This is a genomic window from Tistlia consotensis USBA 355, from assembly GCF_900177295.1.
Taxonomy (GTDB): Bacteria; Pseudomonadota; Alphaproteobacteria; order Kiloniellales; family DSM-21159; genus Tistlia; species Tistlia consotensis.
Window position 1 is genome coordinate 95,764 of the sequence record NZ_FWZX01000001.1, and the last position, 20,307, is coordinate 116,070.

19 protein-coding genes are annotated in these 20,307 nt (G+C 70.8%); 13 read left to right on the forward strand and 6 right to left on the reverse strand.

Annotation, left to right across the window (positions count from 1 at the left end; translation table 11 throughout):
* Positions 1–72 precede the first annotated feature (72 nt).
* The 5 genes from B9O00_RS00475 (at position 73) to B9O00_RS00495 (ending at position 4,510) form a co-directional block, all read left to right on the forward strand.
* Entirely contained in the window at positions 73–741 is a 669-nt protein-coding gene (locus tag B9O00_RS00475) for an orotate phosphoribosyltransferase (RefSeq protein WP_085120464.1), read from the forward strand.
* 11 nt (positions 742–752) lie between these two features.
* Complete coding sequence (locus B9O00_RS32930) at positions 753–1,235, forward strand: RidA family protein (RefSeq protein WP_159460052.1); 483 nt, start codon at positions 753–755, stop codon at positions 1,233–1,235.
* A 246-nt stretch (positions 1,236–1,481) separates the two neighbouring features.
* A complete protein-coding gene (locus B9O00_RS00485) occupies positions 1,482–2,273 on the forward strand; it encodes a lipid-binding SYLF domain-containing protein (RefSeq protein WP_085120465.1) in 792 nt (263 codons plus the stop codon).
* Between the two features lie 147 nt (positions 2,274–2,420).
* Positions 2,421–2,969: a phosphonate degradation HD-domain oxygenase gene (locus B9O00_RS00490; protein WP_089229518.1), complete on the forward strand. Its 549-nt coding sequence runs from the start codon at positions 2,421–2,423 to the stop codon at positions 2,967–2,969.
* Positions 2,970–2,977: 8 nt separating this feature from the next.
* Positions 2,978–4,510, forward strand: a complete 1,533-nt coding sequence (locus B9O00_RS00495; RefSeq protein ID WP_085120467.1) for a sulfatase-like hydrolase/transferase — start codon at positions 2,978–2,980, stop codon at positions 4,508–4,510.
* On the opposite strand, the gene B9O00_RS00500 is transcribed toward B9O00_RS00495, so the two are convergent.
* Complete coding sequence (locus tag B9O00_RS00500; protein ID WP_159460053.1) at positions 4,507–5,394, reverse strand: LysR substrate-binding domain-containing protein; 888 nt, start codon at positions 5,392–5,394, stop codon at positions 4,507–4,509. The two genes, B9O00_RS00495 and B9O00_RS00500, sit on opposite strands and share 4 nt — an antisense overlap.
* Positions 5,395–5,544: 150 nt before the next feature.
* Here B9O00_RS00500 and ugpB point away from each other — a divergent pair, with 150 nt between their 5' ends.
* From ugpB to B9O00_RS00520, 4 genes are all read left to right on the forward strand, one after another.
* Positions 5,545–6,855 (forward strand): sn-glycerol-3-phosphate ABC transporter substrate-binding protein UgpB, encoded by a 1,311-nt coding sequence (gene ugpB, locus B9O00_RS00505; RefSeq protein WP_085120469.1) that lies wholly within the window; start codon positions 5,545–5,547, stop codon positions 6,853–6,855.
* A 74-nt stretch (positions 6,856–6,929) separates the two neighbouring features.
* The gene (gene ugpA, locus B9O00_RS00510) at positions 6,930–7,823 is read left to right on the forward strand and encodes a sn-glycerol-3-phosphate ABC transporter permease UgpA (protein ID WP_235017002.1); all 894 of its coding nucleotides are present in this window, start codon (positions 6,930–6,932) and stop codon (positions 7,821–7,823) included.
* 1 nt (position 7,824) lies between these two features.
* Positions 7,825–8,706 carry a sn-glycerol-3-phosphate ABC transporter permease UgpE gene (ugpE, locus tag B9O00_RS00515; protein ID WP_085120470.1) on the forward strand — a complete coding sequence of 294 codons (882 nt, stop codon included), beginning with the start codon at positions 7,825–7,827 and terminating at the stop codon, positions 8,704–8,706.
* An 89-nt stretch (positions 8,707–8,795) separates the two neighbouring features.
* Positions 8,796–10,334 carry a trimethylamine methyltransferase family protein gene (locus B9O00_RS00520; protein WP_085120471.1) on the forward strand — a complete coding sequence of 513 codons (1,539 nt, stop codon included), beginning with the start codon at positions 8,796–8,798 and terminating at the stop codon, positions 10,332–10,334.
* A gap of 83 nt (positions 10,335–10,417) precedes the next feature.
* On the opposite strand, the gene B9O00_RS00525 is transcribed toward B9O00_RS00520, so the two are convergent.
* Entirely contained in the window at positions 10,418–10,693 is a 276-nt protein-coding gene (locus tag B9O00_RS00525) for a GIY-YIG nuclease family protein (RefSeq protein ID WP_085120472.1), read from the reverse strand.
* A 224-nt stretch (positions 10,694–10,917) separates the two neighbouring features.
* Between B9O00_RS00525 and B9O00_RS00530 the strand changes: the two genes are divergently transcribed.
* The 4 genes from B9O00_RS00530 (at position 10,918) to B9O00_RS00545 (ending at position 15,878) form a co-directional block, all read left to right on the forward strand.
* Positions 10,918–12,582, forward strand: coding sequence for a peptide ABC transporter substrate-binding protein (locus B9O00_RS00530; protein ID WP_085120473.1), 1,665 nt, complete (start codon positions 10,918–10,920; stop codon positions 12,580–12,582).
* A gap of 297 nt (positions 12,583–12,879) precedes the next feature.
* Complete coding sequence (locus B9O00_RS00535) at positions 12,880–13,824, forward strand: ABC transporter permease (protein WP_085120474.1); 945 nt, start codon at positions 12,880–12,882, stop codon at positions 13,822–13,824.
* Positions 13,821–14,786 carry an ABC transporter permease gene (locus tag B9O00_RS00540; protein WP_235017003.1) on the forward strand — a complete coding sequence of 322 codons (966 nt, stop codon included), beginning with the start codon at positions 13,821–13,823 and terminating at the stop codon, positions 14,784–14,786. The genes B9O00_RS00535 and B9O00_RS00540 overlap by 4 nt, the downstream gene beginning before the upstream one ends.
* 186 nt (positions 14,787–14,972) lie before the next feature.
* On the forward strand, positions 14,973–15,878 hold the full coding sequence (locus tag B9O00_RS00545) for a diguanylate cyclase (protein WP_085120475.1): 906 nt from the start codon (positions 14,973–14,975) through the stop codon (positions 15,876–15,878).
* A 361-nt stretch (positions 15,879–16,239) separates the two neighbouring features.
* Here the strand turns inward: B9O00_RS00545 and B9O00_RS00550 are convergent, their stop codons facing one another.
* The 4 genes from B9O00_RS00550 to B9O00_RS00565 all read right to left on the reverse strand — a co-directional run bounded on the left by B9O00_RS00550 (position 16,240) and on the right by B9O00_RS00565 (position 20,298).
* Entirely contained in the window at positions 16,240–17,082 is an 843-nt protein-coding gene (locus B9O00_RS00550) for a universal stress protein (protein WP_085120476.1), read from the reverse strand.
* Between the two features lie 120 nt (positions 17,083–17,202).
* Positions 17,203–18,282, reverse strand: a complete 1,080-nt coding sequence (locus B9O00_RS00555; RefSeq protein ID WP_085120477.1) for an ABC transporter ATP-binding protein — start codon at positions 18,280–18,282, stop codon at positions 17,203–17,205.
* Positions 18,275–19,303 carry an ABC transporter ATP-binding protein gene (locus B9O00_RS00560; RefSeq protein ID WP_085120478.1) on the reverse strand — a complete coding sequence of 343 codons (1,029 nt, stop codon included), beginning with the start codon at positions 19,301–19,303 and terminating at the stop codon, positions 18,275–18,277. Before B9O00_RS00560 ends, B9O00_RS00555 begins: the two co-directional genes overlap by 8 nt.
* 5 nt (positions 19,304–19,308) lie before the next feature.
* Entirely contained in the window at positions 19,309–20,298 is a 990-nt protein-coding gene (locus B9O00_RS00565) for an ABC transporter permease (protein ID WP_085120479.1), read from the reverse strand.
* Positions 20,299–20,307 lie beyond the last annotated feature (9 nt).

Here is a 20,307-nt window from a genome sequence, read left to right on the forward strand (position 1 = left end):
GCCGCGACGGCCGTTGCCCGCCGCGCGGCCAGCGGCTATCACCGGCGCGCGCAATCCGAGGAGTCTCCCGCCATGACCGAGCACCAGCTGACCGACACGGCGCGCCTGGCCGCCGCGACCCTGCTCGAGATCGACGCCGTGCTGATCCGGCCGGACGAGCCCTTCACCTTCACCTCGGGCCGCAAGAGCCCGGTCTACGTCGACTGCCGCCGCATCATCTCCTTCCCGCGCGCCCGCGCCACCTTGATGCGCCTGGGCCTGGAGCAGCTGGCCCGCAGCGCCGGGGTCGAGGCCTTCGACGCCGTCGCCGGCGGCGAGACGGCGGGCATCCCCTTCGCGGCTTGGCTGAGCGACGCCCTGCACCTGCCGATGGTCTACGTGCGCAAGAAGCCCAAGGGCTTCGGCCGCAACGCCCAGATCGAGGGCACCTTTCCCGAGGGCGCGCGCGTCCTGCTGGTCGAGGACCTGGCGACCGACGGCGGCTCCAAGCTGGTCTTCATCGAGGCGCTGCGCGCCGCCGGCGCCGAGGTGAAGCACTGCTTCGTCGTCTTCCACTACGGCATCTTCCCGCAGTCGACCGCCAGCCTCGCCGAGCAGGGCGTCGCCCTGCAGGGCCTGGCCACCTGGTGGGACGTGCTGGCCGTCGCCGAGGAGAGCGGGCGACTGACCGACGGCCAGGTCGCCGAGGTGCGCAGCTTCCTGACCGACCCCGACGGCTGGGCGGCGAGGCAGGCCGGCTGAGGCCCCTTCCCTTGTCCGGGATCGAGGCGCGCCTGGCGGCGCTCGGCCTCGCGGTGCCGGAACCGCCGCGGGCGATCGGCACCTTCGTGCCGGGCGTGGTGCACCGGGACATCCTCTACGTCTCCGGCACCTACGGCACGGTCAAGGACGCAAGCGGCACGGACGTGATCCCGAAGCCGGGCAAGCTCGGCGCCGAGCTGACCGTCGCGGACGGCTACGAATCGGCGCGGCTGATGCTGCTCAACCACCTGGCCCTGGCGCGCGCGGTGCTCGGCGACCTGGCGCGCATCGAGCGGCCGATCCGCCTGGTCGGCTACGTCAACGCCGCACCCGGCTTCCAGGACGCGCCCTCGGTGCTGAACGGCGCCTCGGACCTCCTGATCGAGATCTTCGGCCGGGAGCGCGGCGGCCACGCCCGCATGGCGCTCTACCAGCACGAGCTGGCGCGCAACGCCCCGATCGCCGGCGAGATCAGCTTCGCCCTCAAGGACTGAGGGCCCGGCGCCCGCCGGCACCGCCCAGCCCTGGGGCAGCTGGCCCGAGGTCTGCGGTCTCGGCGCCCTGCTGACCTTCGCCGCCCTGCTGGCGGGACGGATCGGGGCACCGCGGTGAGGGCGGCGATCCTGGGGCCCCCGGGACGAATTGACGCGGCCGGCCGGCCGGAACGTCGTCCTCGCGGGCCCCGTTGTCGCGATCAACGGCCGGTGACCGCCGGTTCAGCAACAAACTGGAGGATCTCCATGCGGAAGCTTCCGTACCTGACGACCACCGCCCTGCTCGCCGCCGGCCTGCTGGCGGCCCCGGCCTTCGCGGCCGGCAACGACGCCCACATGAACAGCGGCGCCGGCGCGACCGGCACGGCACCCGCGGCGACGAGCGACATGAGCGGCTCGGCCGGCATGAAGGCGACGACAGACATGAAGACCGGCGCGACGAAGACCGGCTCGGACTCCGTCGCCGATGCGAAGAGCCTGATCGAGCGCGCGACCGGCGTCGTCCACAAGATGAAGGCCGACCCGAAGATGGCCGCGCTGCTGCAGCGCGCCAAGGGCGTCTACGTCGTGCCCGACTACGCCAAGGGCGCGCTGATCGCCGGCGCCAAGGGCGGCGAGGGCGTGATGCTGGCCCACCGGGACGGCAAGTGGAGCAGCCCCGCCTTCTACGACATGGGCGCGATCACGATCGGCGCCCAGGCCGGCGTCTCCGCCGGTCCGATCGCGATGGTGCTGATGGACCAGAAGGCGGTCGACAGCTTCAAGCAGCAGAACAACTGGTCGCTCGATGCCGGCGCCGACCTGACGGTCGTCGACTACTCGAAGATGGCCGAGGCCGCGGGCGGCAAGGGCGACATCGTGATGTGGTCCGGTGCCGGCGGCGCCTTCGCCGGCGGTGACGTCGGGGTCAGCGACATCTCCTTCGACCAGGACGCGACCCAGGCCTACTACGGCAAGGCCGTGACCCCGAGCCAGCTGATCAGCGGCACGGCGGGGGTGCAGCAGGCCCAGCGCCTGCGTGCCGCCTTGTCGGGCTGATCCCGACCCTTCGCGACGTTTCCGGGCGCGCGGCGGCGGTCCGGCTCCGGCCGGGCCGCCGCCTCTATTATAATATTTATTTCACTTAACGACATCGTCGATAATCGTCATTTATCCGGCGGCGAGACTTGAGGGAGGATCGGCGCCGTGGACATCGAGACGCTGTTCGGGTTGTTCGACGCCAAGGGAGCGGAAAGCTATGGCGAGTCGGTGACCCAGATCGAGCATGCCCTGCAGTGCGCCCACCTGGCCGAAGCGGAGGGCGCCTCGGGCGCGCTGGTCACGGCGGCGCTGCTGCACGACGTCGGCCATCTCCTGCACCGGGACACCCGCGCCGCCTACGAGCGCGCCGTCGACGACCGCCACGAGGCGCTGGCGGCCAAGGCCCTGGCCGGCCTGTTCGGCCCCGAGGTCTGCGAGCCGATCCGCCTGCACGTCGACGCCAAGCGCTACCTCTGCCTGCGCGAGCCCGGCTACTTCGGCTCGCTCTCGCCGACCTCGGTCATGACCCTGCGCCTGCAGGGCGGCCCGATGGACGCGGCGGAAGCCGACGCCTTCGAGCGCGACCCGCACTTCGAGGACGCCGTCCGCCTGCGCCGCTGGGACGAGGGCGGCAAGGTGCCGGACAGGGCGACGCCGGCGCTCGCGCACTTCCGCGCGATTGCCGAGCGCTGTCTCGCCCCGACGGACCGCTGAGGCGAGCCATGGCCCACCGCCCGGGCCGCAAGGTTCTGCTGATCGTCGCCGACCAGTGGCGCGGCGACACGCTGGAGAGCCTCGGCCACCCCTGCGTCGCGACGCCGAACCTGAGCCGGCTGGCCGCGCGCGGCACGACCTTCGCCCGTCATTTCGTCCAGGGCACGCCCTGCGGCCCGAGCCGCGCCTCGCTGGCGACGGGCCAGTACCTGATGAATCACCGGGTCGCGACCAACTGGACGCCGACCTCGGCGGGCCTGCCGAGCCTGCCCCGGCTGCTGCGCGCCGCCGGCGTCGCGCCCTGCCTGATCGGCTACACCACGACGATCCCCGACCCGCGGGTCACGCCGCACGACGACCCGCGCTTCCGGCACTGGAGCATCGCCGAGGGCTGGGAGGTGCTGCGCCCCTTCGAGGCCGGGCGCGAGGCCTACCTGCGCTGGCTCGAGGGCCGCGGGCATCCGAGGCTGGAGAGCTACGAGGCCCATTTCGCGACGCTGCGGGGTGAGCTGGCCCGCGGACCCTTCGCGGCCGAGGAGCACGACAGCCGCTGGCTCGCCGAGGCCGCCGTCGAGTTCCTGCGCCGCCCGCCGGAGGGCGACTGGCTGCTGCACCTGGGCTTCTTCAGGCCGCACCCGCCGCTCGCGGCGCCGGAGGCCTACCTCGCGCCCTACCGCGGCATCGAGCCGCCGGCTCCGACGGCCTGCGACCCGGCCGGCACCCACCCCTACCTCGAGGCCCTGCGCCGCGGCACCCGGGCGACGGTCGCGCACCCGGCCCTGGAGGGGCTCGCCGCCGAGCTGTCGCCGGCCGAGGTCGCCGAGCTGCGCCGCGCCTACTACGCGCTCTGCAGCGAGGTCGACGCCGAGGTCGGCCGGGTCCTGGCGGTGCTGGAGGAGAGCGGGCAGCTCGACGAGACGCTGGTGCTCTTCACCAGCGACCACGGCGAACAGCTCGGCGACCAGGGCCTGGTCGGCAAGCGCGGCCTGACCGGCGCCTCCTTCCACGTGCCGCTGGTCGTCGCCGCGCCCGGCGCCACGGGGGCCGGGGGCGGCCGGGTGGTCGAGCGCTTCACCGAGGCGGTCGACCTGCTGCCGACGATCCTCGACTGGCTCGGCGCCGAGATCCCGCCGTCCTGCGACGGCCGCTCGCTGCTGCCCTTCCTCGCCGGCGAGACCCCGGAGGACTGGCGCGGCTTCGCCGTCTACGAGCAGGACTTCCGCGACGTCCTGGGCACGGAGGTCCCGCTGCCCCTCGGGCGCGAGGAGGCCTGCTTCATGGCACTGCGCGACGAGCGCTGGGCCTTCGTCCATTTCGCCGGCCTGCCGCCGGCGCTCTTCGACCTCGCAGAGGACCCCGGGGAGACCCGCAACCTCGCCGATGACCCGGCCCATGCCGGCGTCGTCGCCGACTGCACGCGGCGCCTGCTGACCCACCGGCTGCGCCACGCCGACCGCACCCTGACCAGCTGGCGGGTGACGCCGGCCGGCCTGGTCCGCGACGGGAGGGACAGCGCGCCGGAGCTCGCGACCCCGGCCTAGGCGCCCTCGAGCTGCTCGACGGCGAGGCGGACCAGGGCACCGACGGCGCCGAGCCCGGCCAGGTCCGTGCGGCAGGTCAGGTAGACGTCGGCGCCCAGGTCGGCGCCGAGACCGGGGGGGCAGTCGAGCCGGACCGTCGCCAGGCGCCGGTCCTCGCCGACCTCGCCGGAGAAGACCACCCCCAGGCCGAGGCCGGCCGCCGCCGCCTCCTTGACCATCTCCCGGCTGCCCAGGCTGGCCACGCTGCGCGGCTCGACGCCGGCCTTGCGCAGGGCGGCCAGGAAGACCGCGCGCGTCACCGAGCCCTCCTCGCGCAGCACCAGCGGCAGACCGGCGAGCTCGCGCGGCGTGACGCTGCCGCGCGCGGCCAGCGGATGGTCGCCCGGCGCGACCAGCACGATCTCCTGCCGGCCGAGCGCCAGGTTGAAGTACTGCGCGTCGCAGGTGATCTGCGAGGCGAAGATGACGTCGACCCGGCTGGCCGCCAGGTCGGCCGTCAGCTGGTCGGTGTTGCCGACCTGGAGCGCCAGCTCGATCCCCGGATAGAGCGCGGCATAGCGCGCGACCAGGCTGAGCACCGTGGCCGGGGTCGAGAGGCCGATGCGCAGCAGGCCGCGCCGCAGCTCGCGGGTCGCCGCCATCTCGTGCTGGATCTCCTCCAGCGTGCGCACGATGCGCTGCACGGGGCCGAGCAGCCGCTGGCCGTCGGCGGTCAGCTCGGCCCGCGCGCCGCCGCGCACGAAGAGCAGCGTGCCGAGCGACTCCTCCAGCGCCTTGACCTGCACGGTCACGGCCGGCTGCGTCACGCCGAGCCGCTGGGCGGCCAGCGAAAAGCTGCCGGTCTGGGCGACCGCGTGGAAGGCGCGCATCTGGCTGAAGTTCATCGAGCCTGCAACACGATTGTCATTAGGTAAATTCATATCACCGTCACAGCCATAAAGTATTTCTTATTCCGCTGCCGCTCACGGCGGCAGGGCGTCGCAGGGCGCCTGCGCTTTCCCGCGTTCCCCGTTCCCGAATGGAAGGAGCCTCCAATGTCGTTGCGCATCCTCGGCATGCTGGCCGCCGGAACGCTCGCCGCCCTGGCGTCGAGCGCTGCCCAGGCCGCCACCGAAGTCGACTTCTGGCACGCGTTCTCTCCCGACATCAAGCTGGGCAAGGTTCTGACCCGCTACGTCGAGGAGTTCAATGCCAGCCAGGACGACTACAAGGTCGTGCTGACCTACAAGGGCACCTACGACGACACGGTCAACGCGACCATCGCGGCCTACCGCGCCGGCAAGCAGCCGGCGATCGTGCAGGTCCAGGCCAACGCCGCGCCGACGCTGATCTTCTCCAGCGCCATCAAGCCGGTCGACGACGTCATGGCCGAGGCGGGCATCGAGGTCGACTGGTCGCGCTACCTCGAGCCGGTGATGGCCATGTACCGGTACAAGGGCAAGCAGATGGCCATGCCCTTCAACACCTCGACGCCGCTGATGTGGTACAACGCCGACGCCTTCCAGAAAGCCGGGATCGACAAGATCCCCGCGACCTGGACCGAGCTCGAGGCGGCCGCCCGCAGGCTCAAGGCCGCCGGCTACCCCTGCCCGGTCACCTCGGCCTGGCAGGAGTGGGTGCTGCTCAAGAACTACGCCTTCGTGCAGGACCTGCCGCTCGCCACCGAGGGCAACGGCATGGATGGCCCGGACGCCCGGCTGGTGTTCAACCACAACGGCGTGGTCGAGCAGCTCGCCCGCATCGGCCGCTGGTCCAAGGAGGGGCTCTTCGAGTACCAGGGTCGCCAGTGGACCGGCGCGCACCAGGCCTTCTACGCCGAGCGCTGCGCGGTGCTGCTGGAGAGCTCGGCCGGCTACGGCGGCATCTCGCAGAACGCCAAGTTCAAGTTCGGCGCGGCCGTGCTGCCGGTCGAGGAGGGCACGAAGACGCCGCGCAACACCTTCATCGGCGGTGCCGGGCTGTTCGTCATGAAGGGGCTCGACAAGGCCGTCTACGACGGCGCCGCGGCCTTCTTCAAGTTCCTGTCGGCGCCCGAGCTGCAGTTCGACTGGCACCGGAACTCGGGCTACGTGCCGATCACGGTCGACGCCTACGAGCTGGCCAGGAAGCAGGGCTACTACGAGAAGTTCCCGCACCAGGAGCTGGCGATCAAGGAGCTGCTGCGCCAGCCGAGCGAGAACACCCGCGGCATCCGCCTCGGCTACCTCGTGCAGATCGACGAGATCCTCAACGAGGAGATGGAGAAGATCTGGTCCCAGGAGAAGAGCGCACAGCAGGCCGCCGACGACATGGTCCGGCGCGCCGACCCGCTGCTCGCGCGCTTCGCCAAGACCGTCGCCGACTGAGGAAGCGGACGCGCCGGCCGGCCCTCTCCCCCGCCCCCGCGGCGGGAGGGGGTCGGCGGGCCGTTCCCGTCACCGTGGCAATCCGAGGCAAAGACGTCGTCTTCAAGGGCCGTGCCCTGCCCTGGCTGCTGCTCGCCCCGCAGCTGCTGGTCCTGGCGGTCTTCTTCTTCTGGCCGGCGGGCCGGGGCATCGTCGAGGCCTTCTTCCTCTCCGATCCCTTCCTCGACCGCTCGATCTACGTCGGGCTCGACAACTTCCGGGCGCTCTTCGCCTCGCCCGAATACTGGGACTCGGTCTGGCTGACCCTCCGGTTCTCGGCGGCGACGACGCTGCTGTCGATGAGCGTCGCGCTGGCGCTGGCGGTCGCCGCCGACCGGGTGCTGCGCCGCTCGCTGCTGCTGCGCTCCCTGGTCATCTGGCCCTATGCCGTGGCGCCGGCGATCGCCGGCATGCTGTGGCTGTTCCTGTTCCACCCGGCCTTCGGCGTGCTGGCCCTGGCGCTGCGCGACCTCGGCGTCGGCTGGAACCCGCTGCTCGACGGCGGCGACGCGATGCTGCTGATCGTCGCCGCCGCCGCCTGGAAGCAGGTCTCCTACAACTTCGTCTTCTTCCTCGCCGGCCTGCAGGCGATCCCGGCCAGCCTGATCGAGGCCGCGGCGATCGACGGCGCCGGCCCGGCCCGGCGGCTGCGCGACCTCGTGCTGCCGCTGCTCGGGCCGACCAGCTTCTTCCTGCTGGTCATGAACGTGATCTACGCCTTCTTCGAGACCTTCGGCATCGTCGACGCGATCACCGGCGGCGGGCCCGGCGGCGCCACCCGCCTGCTGGTCTACAAGGTCTATAAGGACGGCTTCCAGGCCCAGGACCTCGGCTCCTCGGCGGCCCAGTCGATCGTGCTGATGGTCATCGTCGTCGCCCTGACCATCCTGCAGTTCCGCTTCGTCGAGAAGCGCGTGAGCTACGCCTGAGATGGTCGAGCGCTCGCCCCGCTTCGACGCCTTCTGCTGGCTGCTGCTGTCGGCCGGCCTGCTGCTCGTCTTCCTGCCGCTCTACTACGCCCTGGTCATCGCCTCGCAGCCCGACGACACGGCGCGCCTGACCCTGGCGACGCTGCCCGGCAGCGCCCTCTGGCACAACCTCGCCGCGGCCTGGGCCAAGGACGACCTGCAGCGGCAGCTCGTCAACTCGACGGTGATGGCGCTCGGCATCGCGCTCGGCAAGCTGTCGATCTCGCTGCTCTCAGCCTTCGCCGTCACCTACTTCCGCTTCCGCTTCCGCACGGCCGCCTTCTGGCTGATCTTCATCACCCTGATGCTGCCGGTCGAGGTGCGCATCGTGCCGACCTTCGAGGTCGCGGCGAACGTGCTGAGTCCCGTGACCGCCCTGGCCGGCTGGCTCGGCTGGCGGCTGGAGCTGAACGTCTCGCTGCTCGACAGCTACGCCGGCCTGATCCTGCCGCTGATCGCCTCGGCGACCGCGACCTTCCTGTTCCGCCAGTTCTTCCTGGTCGTGCCCGACGAGCTCTGCGAGGCGGCCAAGGTCGACGGCGCCGGTCCGCTGCGCTTCTTCCGCGACATCCTGCTGCCAATGTCGCGGACCTCGATGGCCGCGCTCTTCGTGATCCTCTTCATCTACGGCTGGAACCAGTACCTCTGGCCGCTGCTGGCGACGACCCGGGCCGAGATGACCACCGTCGTGATCGGCGTCGCGCGCACCCTGCCGACCGACAACGCCGACACGCGGTGGAACCTGACCATGGCGACGACCCTGCTGGCCATGCTGCCGCCGGTGCTGGTCGTCGTGCTGCTGCAGCGCTGGTTCGTGCGCGGCCTGGTCGACCAGGAGAAGTAGCCCCGGCGGACCGCCCCTTGTCTCCTCGGCTCCTTCCGTTAAGCTCTCCCTCCGGCCGCCTTCGCTGCGGCCGGAGGGAGAGAGCCACAATGTCCCGTCGAGAGGGCGGGCGCCGCAGCGGACGCGGGGCCCAACGCCAGGCCGGGGGGCTGCAGCAGCTGCCCTGGCAGCAGGTCCGCAATCCCTACAAGCCGGTCGAGGTGCTGTCGGAGGATCAGGTCGAGGCGATCCACCAGGCGGCGCTGAGGATCCTCGAGGAGCTCGGCATCGAGTTCATGAGCGACCGGGCGCTCGACCGCCTGGCGGCGGGCGGCGCCGAGGTCGAGCGGGCGAGCGGCCTGGTCCGCTTCGACCGCGGCCTGGTCGAGCAGAGCCTGGCCACGGTGCCGGAGCGCTTCACCATGACGCCGCGCAACGACGCGAAGGCGCTCGAGATCGGCGGCGACGCCGCGATCTTCGGCCTGGTCAACGGCCCGCCCTTCGTCACCGACCTGGACCGCGGCCGGCGCGACGGCAACTTCGCCGACTACCTGAACCTGCTGCGCCTCGGCCAGTCGCTCAACATCGTGCAGTACGTGACCCACCAGGCGGTCGCGCCGATGGACCTGCCGGCCGACACCCGCTTCCTCGACTGCTACGAGGCGATCCTGACCCTGACCGACAAGGCCTTCTACGGCACGGCGGTCGGCGCCGAGCGGGTCGTCGACGCCCTGGAGATGGTGGCGATCGCGCGCGGCGAGCGCCGCGAGGACCTGCTCGACCGGCCGTCGATCTTCAGCGTCATCAACGTGAACTCGCCGCGGCGCATCGACGGGCCCCTGTCCGAGGGGCTGATCGCGCTCGCCGAGCACGGCCAGCCGGCGGTCGTCACGCCCTTCTGCCTGATGGGCGCGATGACGCCGGTGACCCTGGCGGCGGCGCTGGCCCAGCAGCACGCCGAGGCGCTGGCCGGCATCGTGCTGACTCAGCTGGCCCGGCCCGGCGCGCCGGTCGTCTACGGCGGCTTCACCTCGAACGTCGACCTCAGGTCCGGGGCACCGGCCTTCGGCACGCCGGAGTACGCCAAGGCCTCGATGGCCGCGGGCCAGCTGGCGCGCCGCTTCCGCCTGCCCTACCGCTCGTCGAACGCCAACGCCTCGACCTCGGTCGACGCCCAGGCCGCCTACGAGTCGATGATGTCGCTCTGGGGCGCCCTGATGGGCGGCGCCAACATGCTGCACCACGGCGCCGGATGGCTGGAGGGCGGCCTCGTCGCCTCCTTCGAGAAGGTCGTGCTCGACGCCGAGCTGCTGCAGAACATGACCGAGTTCATGAAGCCGATCGCGGTCGACCAGGACAGCCTGGCCTTCGAGGCGATGCAGGACGTCGGCCCGGGCGGCCACTTCTTCGGCACGGCGCACACCCTGGAGCGCTACGAGACCGCCTTCTACGCGCCGATCCTCTCGGACTGGCGCAACTTCGAATCCTGGCAGGAGGCCGGCTCGAAGACCGCGACCGAGCGCGCCAACGCGGTCTGGAAGCGGCTGCTCGCGGAGTACGAGCCGCCGCCGCTCGACCAGGGCCGCCGCGAGGCGCTGGCCGCCTACGTCGCCCGCCGCAAGGAGGAGTACGGCCGGCTGGCGGCGTGAGGGGGGTGGACCGACTGCGTGGCCCCTGTTCGGATGTGGTTTCCGGATGGCTTCGTCCTGAGCCTGTCGAAGGGCGGAGCCATTCATTCGCGGCACTTGCCCGACCGCGAGAGCTCAGGCAGGCGGCCCCAGTCGCGGGCGATCAGCACCTCCTTCTTCGCCCTCGACCAGCCCTTGATGCGCCGCTCCATCTCGATCGCCTGAATGGCGAGCGGAAACTCTTCGGCGAAGACCAACTCCACGGGCCGTCGAACCGAGGTGAAGCCCTTGTACACACCGTTGTTGTGCTCGGCGACACGTCGTTCCAGGTCGATCTGTGCGACGCCGGTGTGGTAGCTGCCATCACAACGGCGCAGGATGTAGACTCAGGCCATCAGCTTGCGCGTGCTTCGCCTCACCCTTCGACAAGCTCAGGATGAAGCGAATTGGGGGTACCAACAACAGGGAGCTCCTCTTCGACAGACGCAGGGCGAAGCCGAAGAGGTGGCCAGAAGGCTGTCGCTCCCGCCCACCTGTCCAAGCCTTAACTTCGAACCTGCCGCGCTCACCTGCTAAGCTGCCCCGAGAACAACGGGGAGCGGCGATGCGACTGATCCTTCTCGTCCTGGCCCTGCTGGTCGGCGCGCTGGCCAGTCCGCCCGCGGCGCGCGCCGGCGGCACCTTGACGATCGGCCTGACCCAGTACCCGGCGACGCTCAACCCGAACATCGAATCGATGCTGGCCAAGGTCTACGTCGAGGGCATGACCCTCAGGCCGCTGACCGCCTACGACCAGGACTGGAAGCCGGTCTGCATGGTCTGCACGGAGCTGCCCGACCTGGCCAAGGGCACGGCGCAGCTGGAGACGACGCCCGACGGCAGGAAGGGCATCGCGGTCACCTACAGCCTGCAGCCCGACGCGACCTGGGGCGACGGCACGCCGGTGACCACCGACGACGTGAAGTTCACCTGGGAGGTCGGCCGCAACCCCAATTCCGGCGTCTCGAACTTCGAGCTCTACAAGCGGATCTACAAGCTCGACGTGCTCGACGCGAAGCGCTTCACCTTCCACCTCGACCGGGTCGACTTCGACTACCAGAGCGCCGGCGACTTCCGCCTGCTGCCGGCGCACATCGAGCGGCCGATCTTCGAGGCCGATCCCGCGCAGTACCGCTTCCGCACCGCCTTCGACAGCGACCCGACCAACCCGGGGCTCGCCTTCGGCCCCTACAAGATCGTCTCGCTGACCCCGGGCTCCGAGATCGTGCTGGCGCGCAACCCGACCTGGTGGGGCGAGAAGCCCTTCTTCGACCGCGTCGTGCTGCGGACCATCGAGAACACGGCGGCCTTGGAGGCCAACCTGCTGTCCGGCTCGATCGACATGATCGCCGGCTCGCTCGGCCTGTCGCTCGACCAGGCCCTGGCCTTCGAGAAGCGCCACGGCGACGCCTACCGGGTGATCTACAAGCCGAGGCTGGTCTACGAGCACCTGGCGCCGAACCTGGACAACCCGATCCTGGCCGACCTCAAGGTCCGCCAGGCGCTGCTGCTCGGCGCCGACCGCGAGACCATCAGCAAGCAGCTCTTCGCCGGCAAGCAGCCGGTCGCCGACAGCTCGGTCAGCCCGCTCGACTGGATCTACGATCCCGACGTCGAGCACTACCCCTACGATCCCGCGCGCGCCGGCCGGCTGCTCGACGAGGCCGGCTGGCACCGCGGGCCGGGCGGCATCCGGCGCAACGACAAGGGCGAGCCGCTGCGCCTGAGCCTGATGACGACCGCCGGCAACCGCAGCCGCGAGCTGGTCGAGCAGGTCCTGCAGGCGCAGTGGAAGCAGCTCGGCATCGAGGTCACTATCAAGAACGAGCCGGCGCGCGTCTTCTTCGGCCAGACCGTGACCCAGCGCGCCTTCCCCGGCCTCGCCATGTTCGCCTGGCTGTCGTCGCCGGAGAACGTGCCGCGCACGACGCTCTACTGCGACCAGATCCCGACCGCCGAGAACCACTGGGCCGGCCAGAACGTCCAGGGCTACTGCAACAAGGACATGGACCGCCTGATCGACGCCATCGAGACGGAGCTCGACCGCGACAAGCGCAAGGCGCTCTGGGCCAGGCTGCAGGCCCGCTACGCCGAGACCCTGCCGGCCCTGCCGCTCTATTGGCGGGCCGATCCCTACGTCCTGCCGAAATGGCTGGAGGGCGTACGCCCGACCGGCCACCAGAACCCGACGACGCTGTGGATCGAGAACTGGCGGCGCAAGGATGGGTAGGGCCTGCGCGCGAGGCTTGAGCGGCCGCTTCCCTCGTCGCCGCCGGCTCTCCCTTCGTCATCCTCACGCCCTCTCCCGTCATCGCCTTCTCTCCCTTCGTCATCCCCGCGAAAGCGGGGATCCAGAGGACGACACCGTGGGCACGAACCGGCGGCGACCGTGCCGGCAACGCCTTTCTCTGGATCCCCGCTTTCGCGGGGATGACGAAGGAGGGGGCGGGGATGACGGGAGAGGGGACGGGTACGACGTGAAAGGAAGCCGGGAGGGCAGGACCCAGGCTGCCCAGAGCGCCGACCCATGACCGCCTTCCTCGGCCGCCGGCTCGTCGAGTCGCTGATCGTGCTGCTGGTCATGTCCTTCGTGGTCTATGGCCTGATCGGCCTGATGCCGGGCGATCCGATCGACCTGATGGTGACCGCCGATCCGCACCTGACGCCCGCCGACCTGGTCCGCCTCAAGGCGCTCTACGGCCTCGACCAGCCGCTGCTCGAGCGCTACTGGAACTGGCTGACCGCGGCGCTCGGCGGCGACCTCGGCTACTCGCGGCTCTTCGCCCTGCCGGTCGAGGCGATCCTGCTGCCGCGCCTGGCCAACACCCTGACCCTGATGGGCCTCGCCTTCGCCGCGGCCGCGCTGATCGCCCTGCCCGGCGCGATGCTGGCGGCCCGCCGGCCGGGCGGGCTCGCCGACGGCGCGGTCAACCTCGCCGCCTTCGCCGGCATCTCGCTGCCGCCCTTCTGGCTGGCGATCCTGCTGATCATGCTGTTCGCCGTGGCGCTCGGCTGGCTGCCGGCCGGCGGCATGGGCAGCGGCAGCCTGGCCTCGACGGCGCGCCACCTGGCGCTGCCGGTGCTGGCGCTGACCCTGGCCAGCGTCGGCGGCCACCTGCGCTACCTGCGCGCCTCGCTGATCGAGGCGCTGCGCGCCGACCACATCCGCACGGCGCGCGCCAAGGGCCTCAGCGAGCCGCAGGTGATCTGGCGCCATGCCTTGCGCAACGCGCTGATCCCCTACGTGACGATCCTGGCGCTCGACTTCGGCACCCTCTTCTCCGGCGCGCTGATCACCGAGACGATCTTCGGCTGGCTCGGCATGGGCAAGACGATCTACGACGCGATCATGGGCAACGACTACAACCTCGCCCTGGTCGGCCTGCTGCTGGCGACCACCACGGTGCTGCTGGCCAACCTGCTGGCCGATCTCGCCTACGCTTGGCTCGATCCCAGGGTCAGCTACCGGTGAGCGGCGGGCCGATCCAGGAGCGCGCGCCCCTGCTGGCCGCGGAGGCCGCCGGCGCCGCGGTGCCGGGCGGCAGCCCCGCGGCGGCCTTCCGGCGCCGCTTCCTGCGCCATCCCCTGGCGGTCGGCGCACTCGCCCTGCTGCTGCTGATCGCCGCCGCCAGCGCCGGCGAGCCGCTGGTCGAGCAGTGGCTCGGCTTCGGCGCCGAGCAGATCGACCTGCTGGCGCGCTCGGCGCCGCCCTCGGCCGCCCACCCGCTCGGCACCGACGAGCTCGGCCGCGACCTGCTGCTGCGCCTGCTGCGCGGCGGCCGGGTCTCGCTCGGCGTCGGCTTCGCCGCGGCCCTGGTCGCGGCGACGATCGGCACCGTGGTGGGGCTGGTCGCCGGCTACCTCGGCGGACGGGTCGACGCCCTGCTGATGCGCCTGGTCGACAGCGTCATCGCCCTGCCGCTGCTGCCGCTGCTGATCGTCATGGCGGCGGTCGACCTGACCAAGCTCGGCATCCCGCAGTCGGTCGCCGATTCCGGCAGCGCCAGCCTGTGGCGCATCGTGCTGCTGGTCGCCCTGGTCGGCTGGACGACGACGGCGCGCCTGGTGCGCGGCACGGTCTTGAGCCTCAAGGCGCGCGAGTACGTGCGCGCCGCCGAGGCGCTGGGCGCCGGCCCGCTGCGCATCCTGCGGCGCCACATCCTGCCCAACGCCCTCTCGCCGGTGATCGTCGCGACGACCCTCTCGGTCGGCAACGTCATCCTGATCGAATCGGTGCTGTCGTTCCTCGGCCTCGGCATCCAGCCGCCGCTGCCGAGCTGGGGCAACATGCTGACCGGCGCCCAGGAGACGATCTGGAGCGCGCCGATGCTGGCGGTCTGGCCGGGCCTCGCGATCTTCGTCACGGTGATCGCCGCCAACTTCCTCGGCGACGGCCTGCAGGACGCCCTCGATCCCCGCACCGACCGGCGGTAGCCCGGGCGGCGACGGCGCCGGAGGCAGCTGCCCGAAGTGCCGCTTGAACCCTCCCCACCGAGCAACGTACCCTCTTTTCTTCGGGGATCGCGGCCTTCTCCAAGAAACGGCCGGCATTCCAGGTCGCTCCGGCCGCGCCACGATCAGACGGCAGCGCGCTCATGGCCCTTTCAGAAAGAACAAGGAATGGCTGATGGCGCGCCGGACCTGACGCCAGAAGAAATAAAGGGTGCGCTGGCGCAGCTCGACCAGGCGCTCCACCACCACGACCTGTGGGTCGAGTCAATCTACTGCTGCCTGATCTGCCGCATCCAGCCCGACGAACGGGACCTGGCCGCGGACGCCCACCGCAGATGCCGGTTCGGCCAGTGGTACTACGGACCCGGCTCGGAGAGGCTCTCGGCCAATCCCTGCTTCCATGCTCTCGAGAACGAGCATCGGAAGGTGCACGAAGTCGCGACCCTGCTGCTGCGCCTGTCCGGCGAGAGCAGGACGGTCAGCGTGGCGGACTACGAACGCCTGACGAGCGCGCTGAAGCAGATGCGCCTCGAAATCCTGACTCTGGCGCGCGAGTTCGAGGAAACGCTCTTCAATACCGACCCGCTCACCGGAGCCAGAAGCCGCATCGGCATGCTGACCAAGTTGCGCGAGCAGCAGGTCCTGGTGAGACGCAAGATCGGACCGTGCAGCGTCGCCATGATGGACCTCGATCTCTTCAAGGACGTGAACGATTCCTACGGGCACGTCGTGGGCGACCAGGTCCTCGCCGCCATCGCGGCCTTCGTCAGAGCGAACATCCGGCCATACGACTCGATATTCCGGTACGGCGGCGAGGAATTCCTGATCTGCGTGCCGAACACGACCCTCGACACCTCCCGGAAGCTCTTCGAGCGGATCCGCGAAGGCCTGGCCGGGTTGCGGCACAAGGCGCACGGTCATGAGGACTTCCAGACCACCGTCTCGATCGGCCTCACCCTGCTCGATCCCGATGTTCCCGTGGAGCAGTCGATCGAGCGCGCTGACAAGGCGCTCTACCGGGCGAAGAGCGAGGGCCGGAATCGCGTTTCGGTCTGGGACGTATCCGAGAAGTGACCCGGCGGGCCGTCTCCACCGGAGACGGAGATTCGATCGGACCGCGCCCCGATCCGCGCCGACGGCGAGTGGCCGACGCTCCGGGAGGGGCTCAACGCGGTCGCCCCGGCGACGCGCGCGACCTATCGCAGCATCATCGGCAGCCTCGTGCTGCCGGCCGCCTGGAGGACTGGGCTGGAGGACTGGGCCCGCGGGCGGGGCGGCCGGGCCGCCTGCCTGCAGGTCGCCGCCGGCGACGACGGCGGCCGGGCCCCTCTGTCGCCCGCTCGGCTTCGGGCCCGGGCTCTGCCGCTATCACCACCGGCGGCGGGACCTCGGCCGAGGCCGGGTCCGGGCGCCGCCGGCCGCTCCCCGACCTTCCTCAGTGGCTCATCAGCGCGGGCATCGCCAGATGCTGCAGCACCGAGCGGGTGACGCCGCCCATGACCAGCTCGCGCAGCCGGCTGTGGCCGTAGGCGCCCATCACCAGCAGGTCGCTGCCCAGGTCGCTGGCGCTGGACAGGATCGTGTCGGCGATCGAGATCTCCTTGGAGATGACGTGGCGCGCCTCGGTCTTGACGCCGTGGCGGGCCAGCACCGTGGCGATGTCGGCGCCCGGCTCCTCGCCGTGGCCGCGGATGCCGTGGCGGGGGTTGACCGACAGGATGTCGACCTTCTTGGCGGCCTGCAGCAGCGGCAGCGCGTCGTCGACGGCGCTCGCCGCCTCCCGGCTGGCGTCCCAGAGCAGCAGCGGGCGCTGGCCGAAGCCGGCCGCGGCGCCGACGTAGGGCACCAGCAGCAGCGGCCGGCCGAGAGCGAGCACGGCCTGCTCGACGGCGCTCTCGCCCATCGAGAGGTCGTCGTCCGGATCGTGCTGGCCGAGCACCACCAGGTCGGCATAGCGGCCGTGCAGGCTCAGCACGTCCTCGACCTCGTCGGCATAGGCCCGCGCCGAGCGCGGCTCGGCATGGACGCCGGCCTTGCGCGCCGCCTCGTCGAAGGCGGCCAGCGCCTTGTCGGTCGCCTCCTTGCGCAGGGCCTCCTGGCGGTCGAGCAGGTCCTGCGGCATCTGCGCCATCAGGTAGGCCGGAGCGGCGAACTCGGCCGCGATATAGAGACCGACGACGTGGGCGTCCTGCCGAGCGGCCAGGTCGAGGGCGGCCTGCACGCGCTTCTTGCAGCTCTTGCTGTCGTCGAGGTGGACCAGAATCGTCTTGTAGGCCATCGCCGTCCCTTTCTCCCGCCTGCAGGGGTGTTTTTCCGCGGCTGAGAAGACCCCGGTACGCAGCCACCAGCATTGACGTGCGTCAAGCAGGCCTGCGCCGCCGCGCCGGGCCCGGATCGCCTAGTCGCGACCGAGCGCGTGCTGCACGACCTCCTCGGTCAGGCGGCCTTCCTCGATGGCGTGGCAGCGCACCTTGCCGCCCGCCGGGGTGGCGATCGCCTTCGGCTCCTCGGCCTTGCAGCGCTCGTTGGCGAAGGGACAGCGCGGGTGGAAGTGGCAGCCGCTCGGCGGATGGATCGGGCTCGGCACCTCGCCGGCGACCGGGATACGCTGGCGGCCGCTCATCTCCAGGTCCGGGATCGCGTCGAGCAGCATGCGCGTGTAGGGGTGCTGCGGCCGGCGGAAGATGTCGCGCGCCGTGCCCCACTCGACCAGCCGGCCCAGGTACATCACGCCGACGTAGTCGGAGATGTGGTAGACGACGGCCAGGTCGTGGCTGATGAAGAGATAGGTCAGCCCGAGCTCGCGCTGCAGGTCCTTCATCAGGTTCAGGATCTGCGCCTGCACCGAGACGTCGAGCGCCGAGGTCGGCTCGTCGCAGACCAGGAACTCCGGATTCGAGGCGAGCGCCCGGGCGATCGAGATGCGCTGGCGCTGGCCGCCGGAGAACTCGTGCGGGAACTTCTCGCCGTCGCGCGCCGAGAGGCGGACCAGCTCGAGCAGCTCGCCGACCCGCTTCTGGATCGCCCGCCGGTCCGTCATCAGGCCGTGGGCGCGCAGCGGCTCGGCGACGATGTCGGCGACCCGCCAGCGCGGATTGAGGCTGGCGTAAGGGTCCTGGAAGATCATCTGCAGCCGCTTGCGGATCGGCGCCATCTCGCGGCGGCTCTTCAGGTTCGCCATCGAGACGCCGTCGAACTCGACCTCGCCGGCGGTCGGGTTGTAGAGGCCGACGACGAGACGCGCGACCGTCGACTTGCCGCAGCCGGATTCGCCGACCAGGCTGAAGGTGCGGCCCGCCGGGATATCGAAGGAGACGCCGTCGACCGCGCGCACCAGGGTGCGGTCCTCATGGCGCAGCACGCGGGTCAGCCAGGGCGGAGAGACGTCGAAGTGCTTGGCCAAGCCCTCGACCCGGACCAGCGGCCGGACGTCGTCGGTGCCGCTGCGGGCGGCCTGGGCGACGGCGGCGTCAGCCATGGCTGCCGGTCCTCCTCTGCTCGCCTTCCTCGTAGAGCCAGCAGGCGACCCGCGTGTCCTCGACCGCGATCAGCTCGGGCCGCTCGTGGCGGCAGCGCTCGAAGACCTTCGGGCAGCGCGGGTTGAAGGGGCAGCCCGTCGGAATCTCGGTCAGGCGCGGCATCGAGCCCTCGATCTGGGTCAGCCGGTCGAGGTCGTGGCCGACCATCGGGATCGAGCCCATCAGGCCGTGGGTGTAGGGGTGCTTGGCGTTGCGGATCACCTCGCGCACCGGCCCGACCTCGGCGATGCGCCCGGAGTACATGACCGCGACCCGGTCGGCGGTCTCGGCGATCACGCCCATGTCGTGGGTGATCAGCATGACTGCGGCGCCGTGCTCGCTGCACAGCTTCTTCAGGAGCTTGATGATCTGCGCCTGGATCGAGACGTCGAGCGCGGTCGTCGGCTCGTCGGCGATGACTAGGCGGGGATTGACGCAGAGCGCGAGCGCGATGACCACGCGCTGGCGCATGCCGCCCGAGAACTGGTGCGGATACTGGTCGATGCGCCGCTCCGGCGCCGGGATGCCGACCTCGGCGAGCAGATCGATCGCCCGCCGCCGCGCCTGGCTCTCGCTCATGTCGGTGTGGGTCTGGATCGTCTCGATCAGCTGATGGCCGACGGTGTAGAGCGGATTGAGGCTGGTCAGCGGGTCCTGGAAGACCATGCCGATCTCGCGGCCGCGGATCCGCCGCAGCTTCTCGTAGGGCAGGTTGTCGATGCGCCGGCCGTCGAGCCGGATCTCGCCGCCGGCGATCCGCCCGGGCGGCTCGAGCAGGCCGATGATTGCCGTGCCGGTCATCGACTTGCCGGCGCCGGACTCGCCGACCACGCCGAGCACCTCGCCCTCGTCGATGTGGAAGGAGATGTCGTCGACCGCCGTCAGGGTGCCGCGGCGCGTCGGGAACTCGACGCGCAGGTTCTCGACCTCGAGCAGCGCCCCCTTGCGGGCCGGCTTCTCCCTTGTCGTGTTCTCGGCCATCGGGCTCACCGCAGTCTCGGGTTCAGGGCGTCGCGCAGCCAGTCGCCGAGCAGGTTCACGGCCAGCACCAGGATGACCAGCACGAGGCTGGGGTAGATCGTCAGCCACCACATGCCGGAGAACAGCACGTTCTGGCCGAGCCGGATCAGCGTGCCCAGGGACGGCTCGGTCGCCGGCACGCCGACGCCGAGGAACGACAGCGTCGCCTCGGTCAGGATCGCGATGGCCAGCGACAGCGTCGCGATGACCAGAACCGGTCCGAGCACGTTGGGCAACACGTGGCGGATCATGATCAGCGAGGGTCGGATGCCGATCACGCGGGCCGCCTGGACGTACTCCTTGTTCTTCTCGACCAGGGTCGAGCCGCGCACCGTGCGCGCGAAGTTGACCCACTGCGAGGCGGCGATCGCCAGTATCAGGATCGGCAGCTTGAAGGCCTGGTGCGTGTCGGGATCCATCATGGTCCGGGTCGCGCCGTCGATCAGCAGGGCGATCAGGATCGCCGGGAAGGTCAGCTGGACGTCGGCGACGCGCATGATGAAGGAGTCGACCCGGCCACCGGCATAGCCGCTGACCAGACCGAGCAGCGTGCCGAAGACCGCCGCCAGGATCACCGAGGCGAAGCCGACCTCGAGCGAGATCTGCAGGCCGAACATCATGGCCGACAGCAGGTCCCGGCCCTGCTCGTCGGTGCCGAGCAGGAAGCGCGGGTCGGGGTCGACCATCATGCCGCCGTCGTTGAACTGCCAGCCGATCGGCGGCAGGCGCGCGTCCATCAGGTTGAGCGACGAGAGGTTCATCGTGTCGAACGGCGCCAGCCAGTGCGCCGAGAGCGCGATGGCGAACATCAGCACGGTGACGACGAAGGCGGCGATGGTCAGCGGCGACTTCTTGAAGGCGTAGAAGATGTCGCCGTCGAAGAAGCGCCGACCGCCGTCGATGACGCGGCCGAACAGGCCCGGCGAGACCTGGATCTCTTCTGGTGCGATCGCCATGGCTCGCCC

Excerpts from the sequence above, each read along its gene's own strand:
- B9O00_RS00565 (WP_085120479.1), bottom strand. The coding sequence starts at position 20,298 with ATGGCGATCGCACCAGAAGAGATCCAGGTCTCGCCGGGCCTGTTCGGC.
- B9O00_RS00500 (WP_159460053.1), bottom strand. The coding sequence starts at position 5,394 with ATGAACTTCAGCCAGATGCGCGCCTTCCACGCGGTCGCCCAGACCGGC.
- B9O00_RS00550 (WP_085120476.1), bottom strand. The coding sequence starts at position 17,082 with ATGGCCTACAAGACGATTCTGGTCCACCTCGACGACAGCAAGAGCTGC.
- B9O00_RS00535 (WP_085120474.1), top strand. The coding sequence starts at position 12,880 with ATGACCGCCTTCCTCGGCCGCCGGCTCGTCGAGTCGCTGATCGTGCTG.
- B9O00_RS00475 (WP_085120464.1), top strand. The coding sequence starts at position 73 with ATGACCGAGCACCAGCTGACCGACACGGCGCGCCTGGCCGCCGCGACC.
- ugpE (WP_085120470.1), top strand. The coding sequence starts at position 7,825 with ATGGTCGAGCGCTCGCCCCGCTTCGACGCCTTCTGCTGGCTGCTGCTG.
- B9O00_RS00545 (WP_085120475.1), top strand. The coding sequence starts at position 14,973 with ATGGCTGATGGCGCGCCGGACCTGACGCCAGAAGAAATAAAGGGTGCG.
- B9O00_RS00485 (WP_085120465.1), top strand. The coding sequence starts at position 1,482 with ATGCGGAAGCTTCCGTACCTGACGACCACCGCCCTGCTCGCCGCCGGC.
- B9O00_RS00520 (WP_085120471.1), top strand. The coding sequence starts at position 8,796 with ATGTCCCGTCGAGAGGGCGGGCGCCGCAGCGGACGCGGGGCCCAACGC.
- B9O00_RS00530 (WP_085120473.1), top strand. The coding sequence starts at position 10,918 with ATGCGACTGATCCTTCTCGTCCTGGCCCTGCTGGTCGGCGCGCTGGCC.
- ugpB (WP_085120469.1), top strand. The coding sequence starts at position 5,545 with ATGTCGTTGCGCATCCTCGGCATGCTGGCCGCCGGAACGCTCGCCGCC.
- B9O00_RS00555 (WP_085120477.1), bottom strand. The coding sequence starts at position 18,282 with ATGGCTGACGCCGCCGTCGCCCAGGCCGCCCGCAGCGGCACCGACGAC.
- B9O00_RS00560 (WP_085120478.1), bottom strand. The coding sequence starts at position 19,303 with ATGGCCGAGAACACGACAAGGGAGAAGCCGGCCCGCAAGGGGGCGCTG.
- B9O00_RS00495 (WP_085120467.1), top strand. The coding sequence starts at position 2,978 with ATGGCCCACCGCCCGGGCCGCAAGGTTCTGCTGATCGTCGCCGACCAG.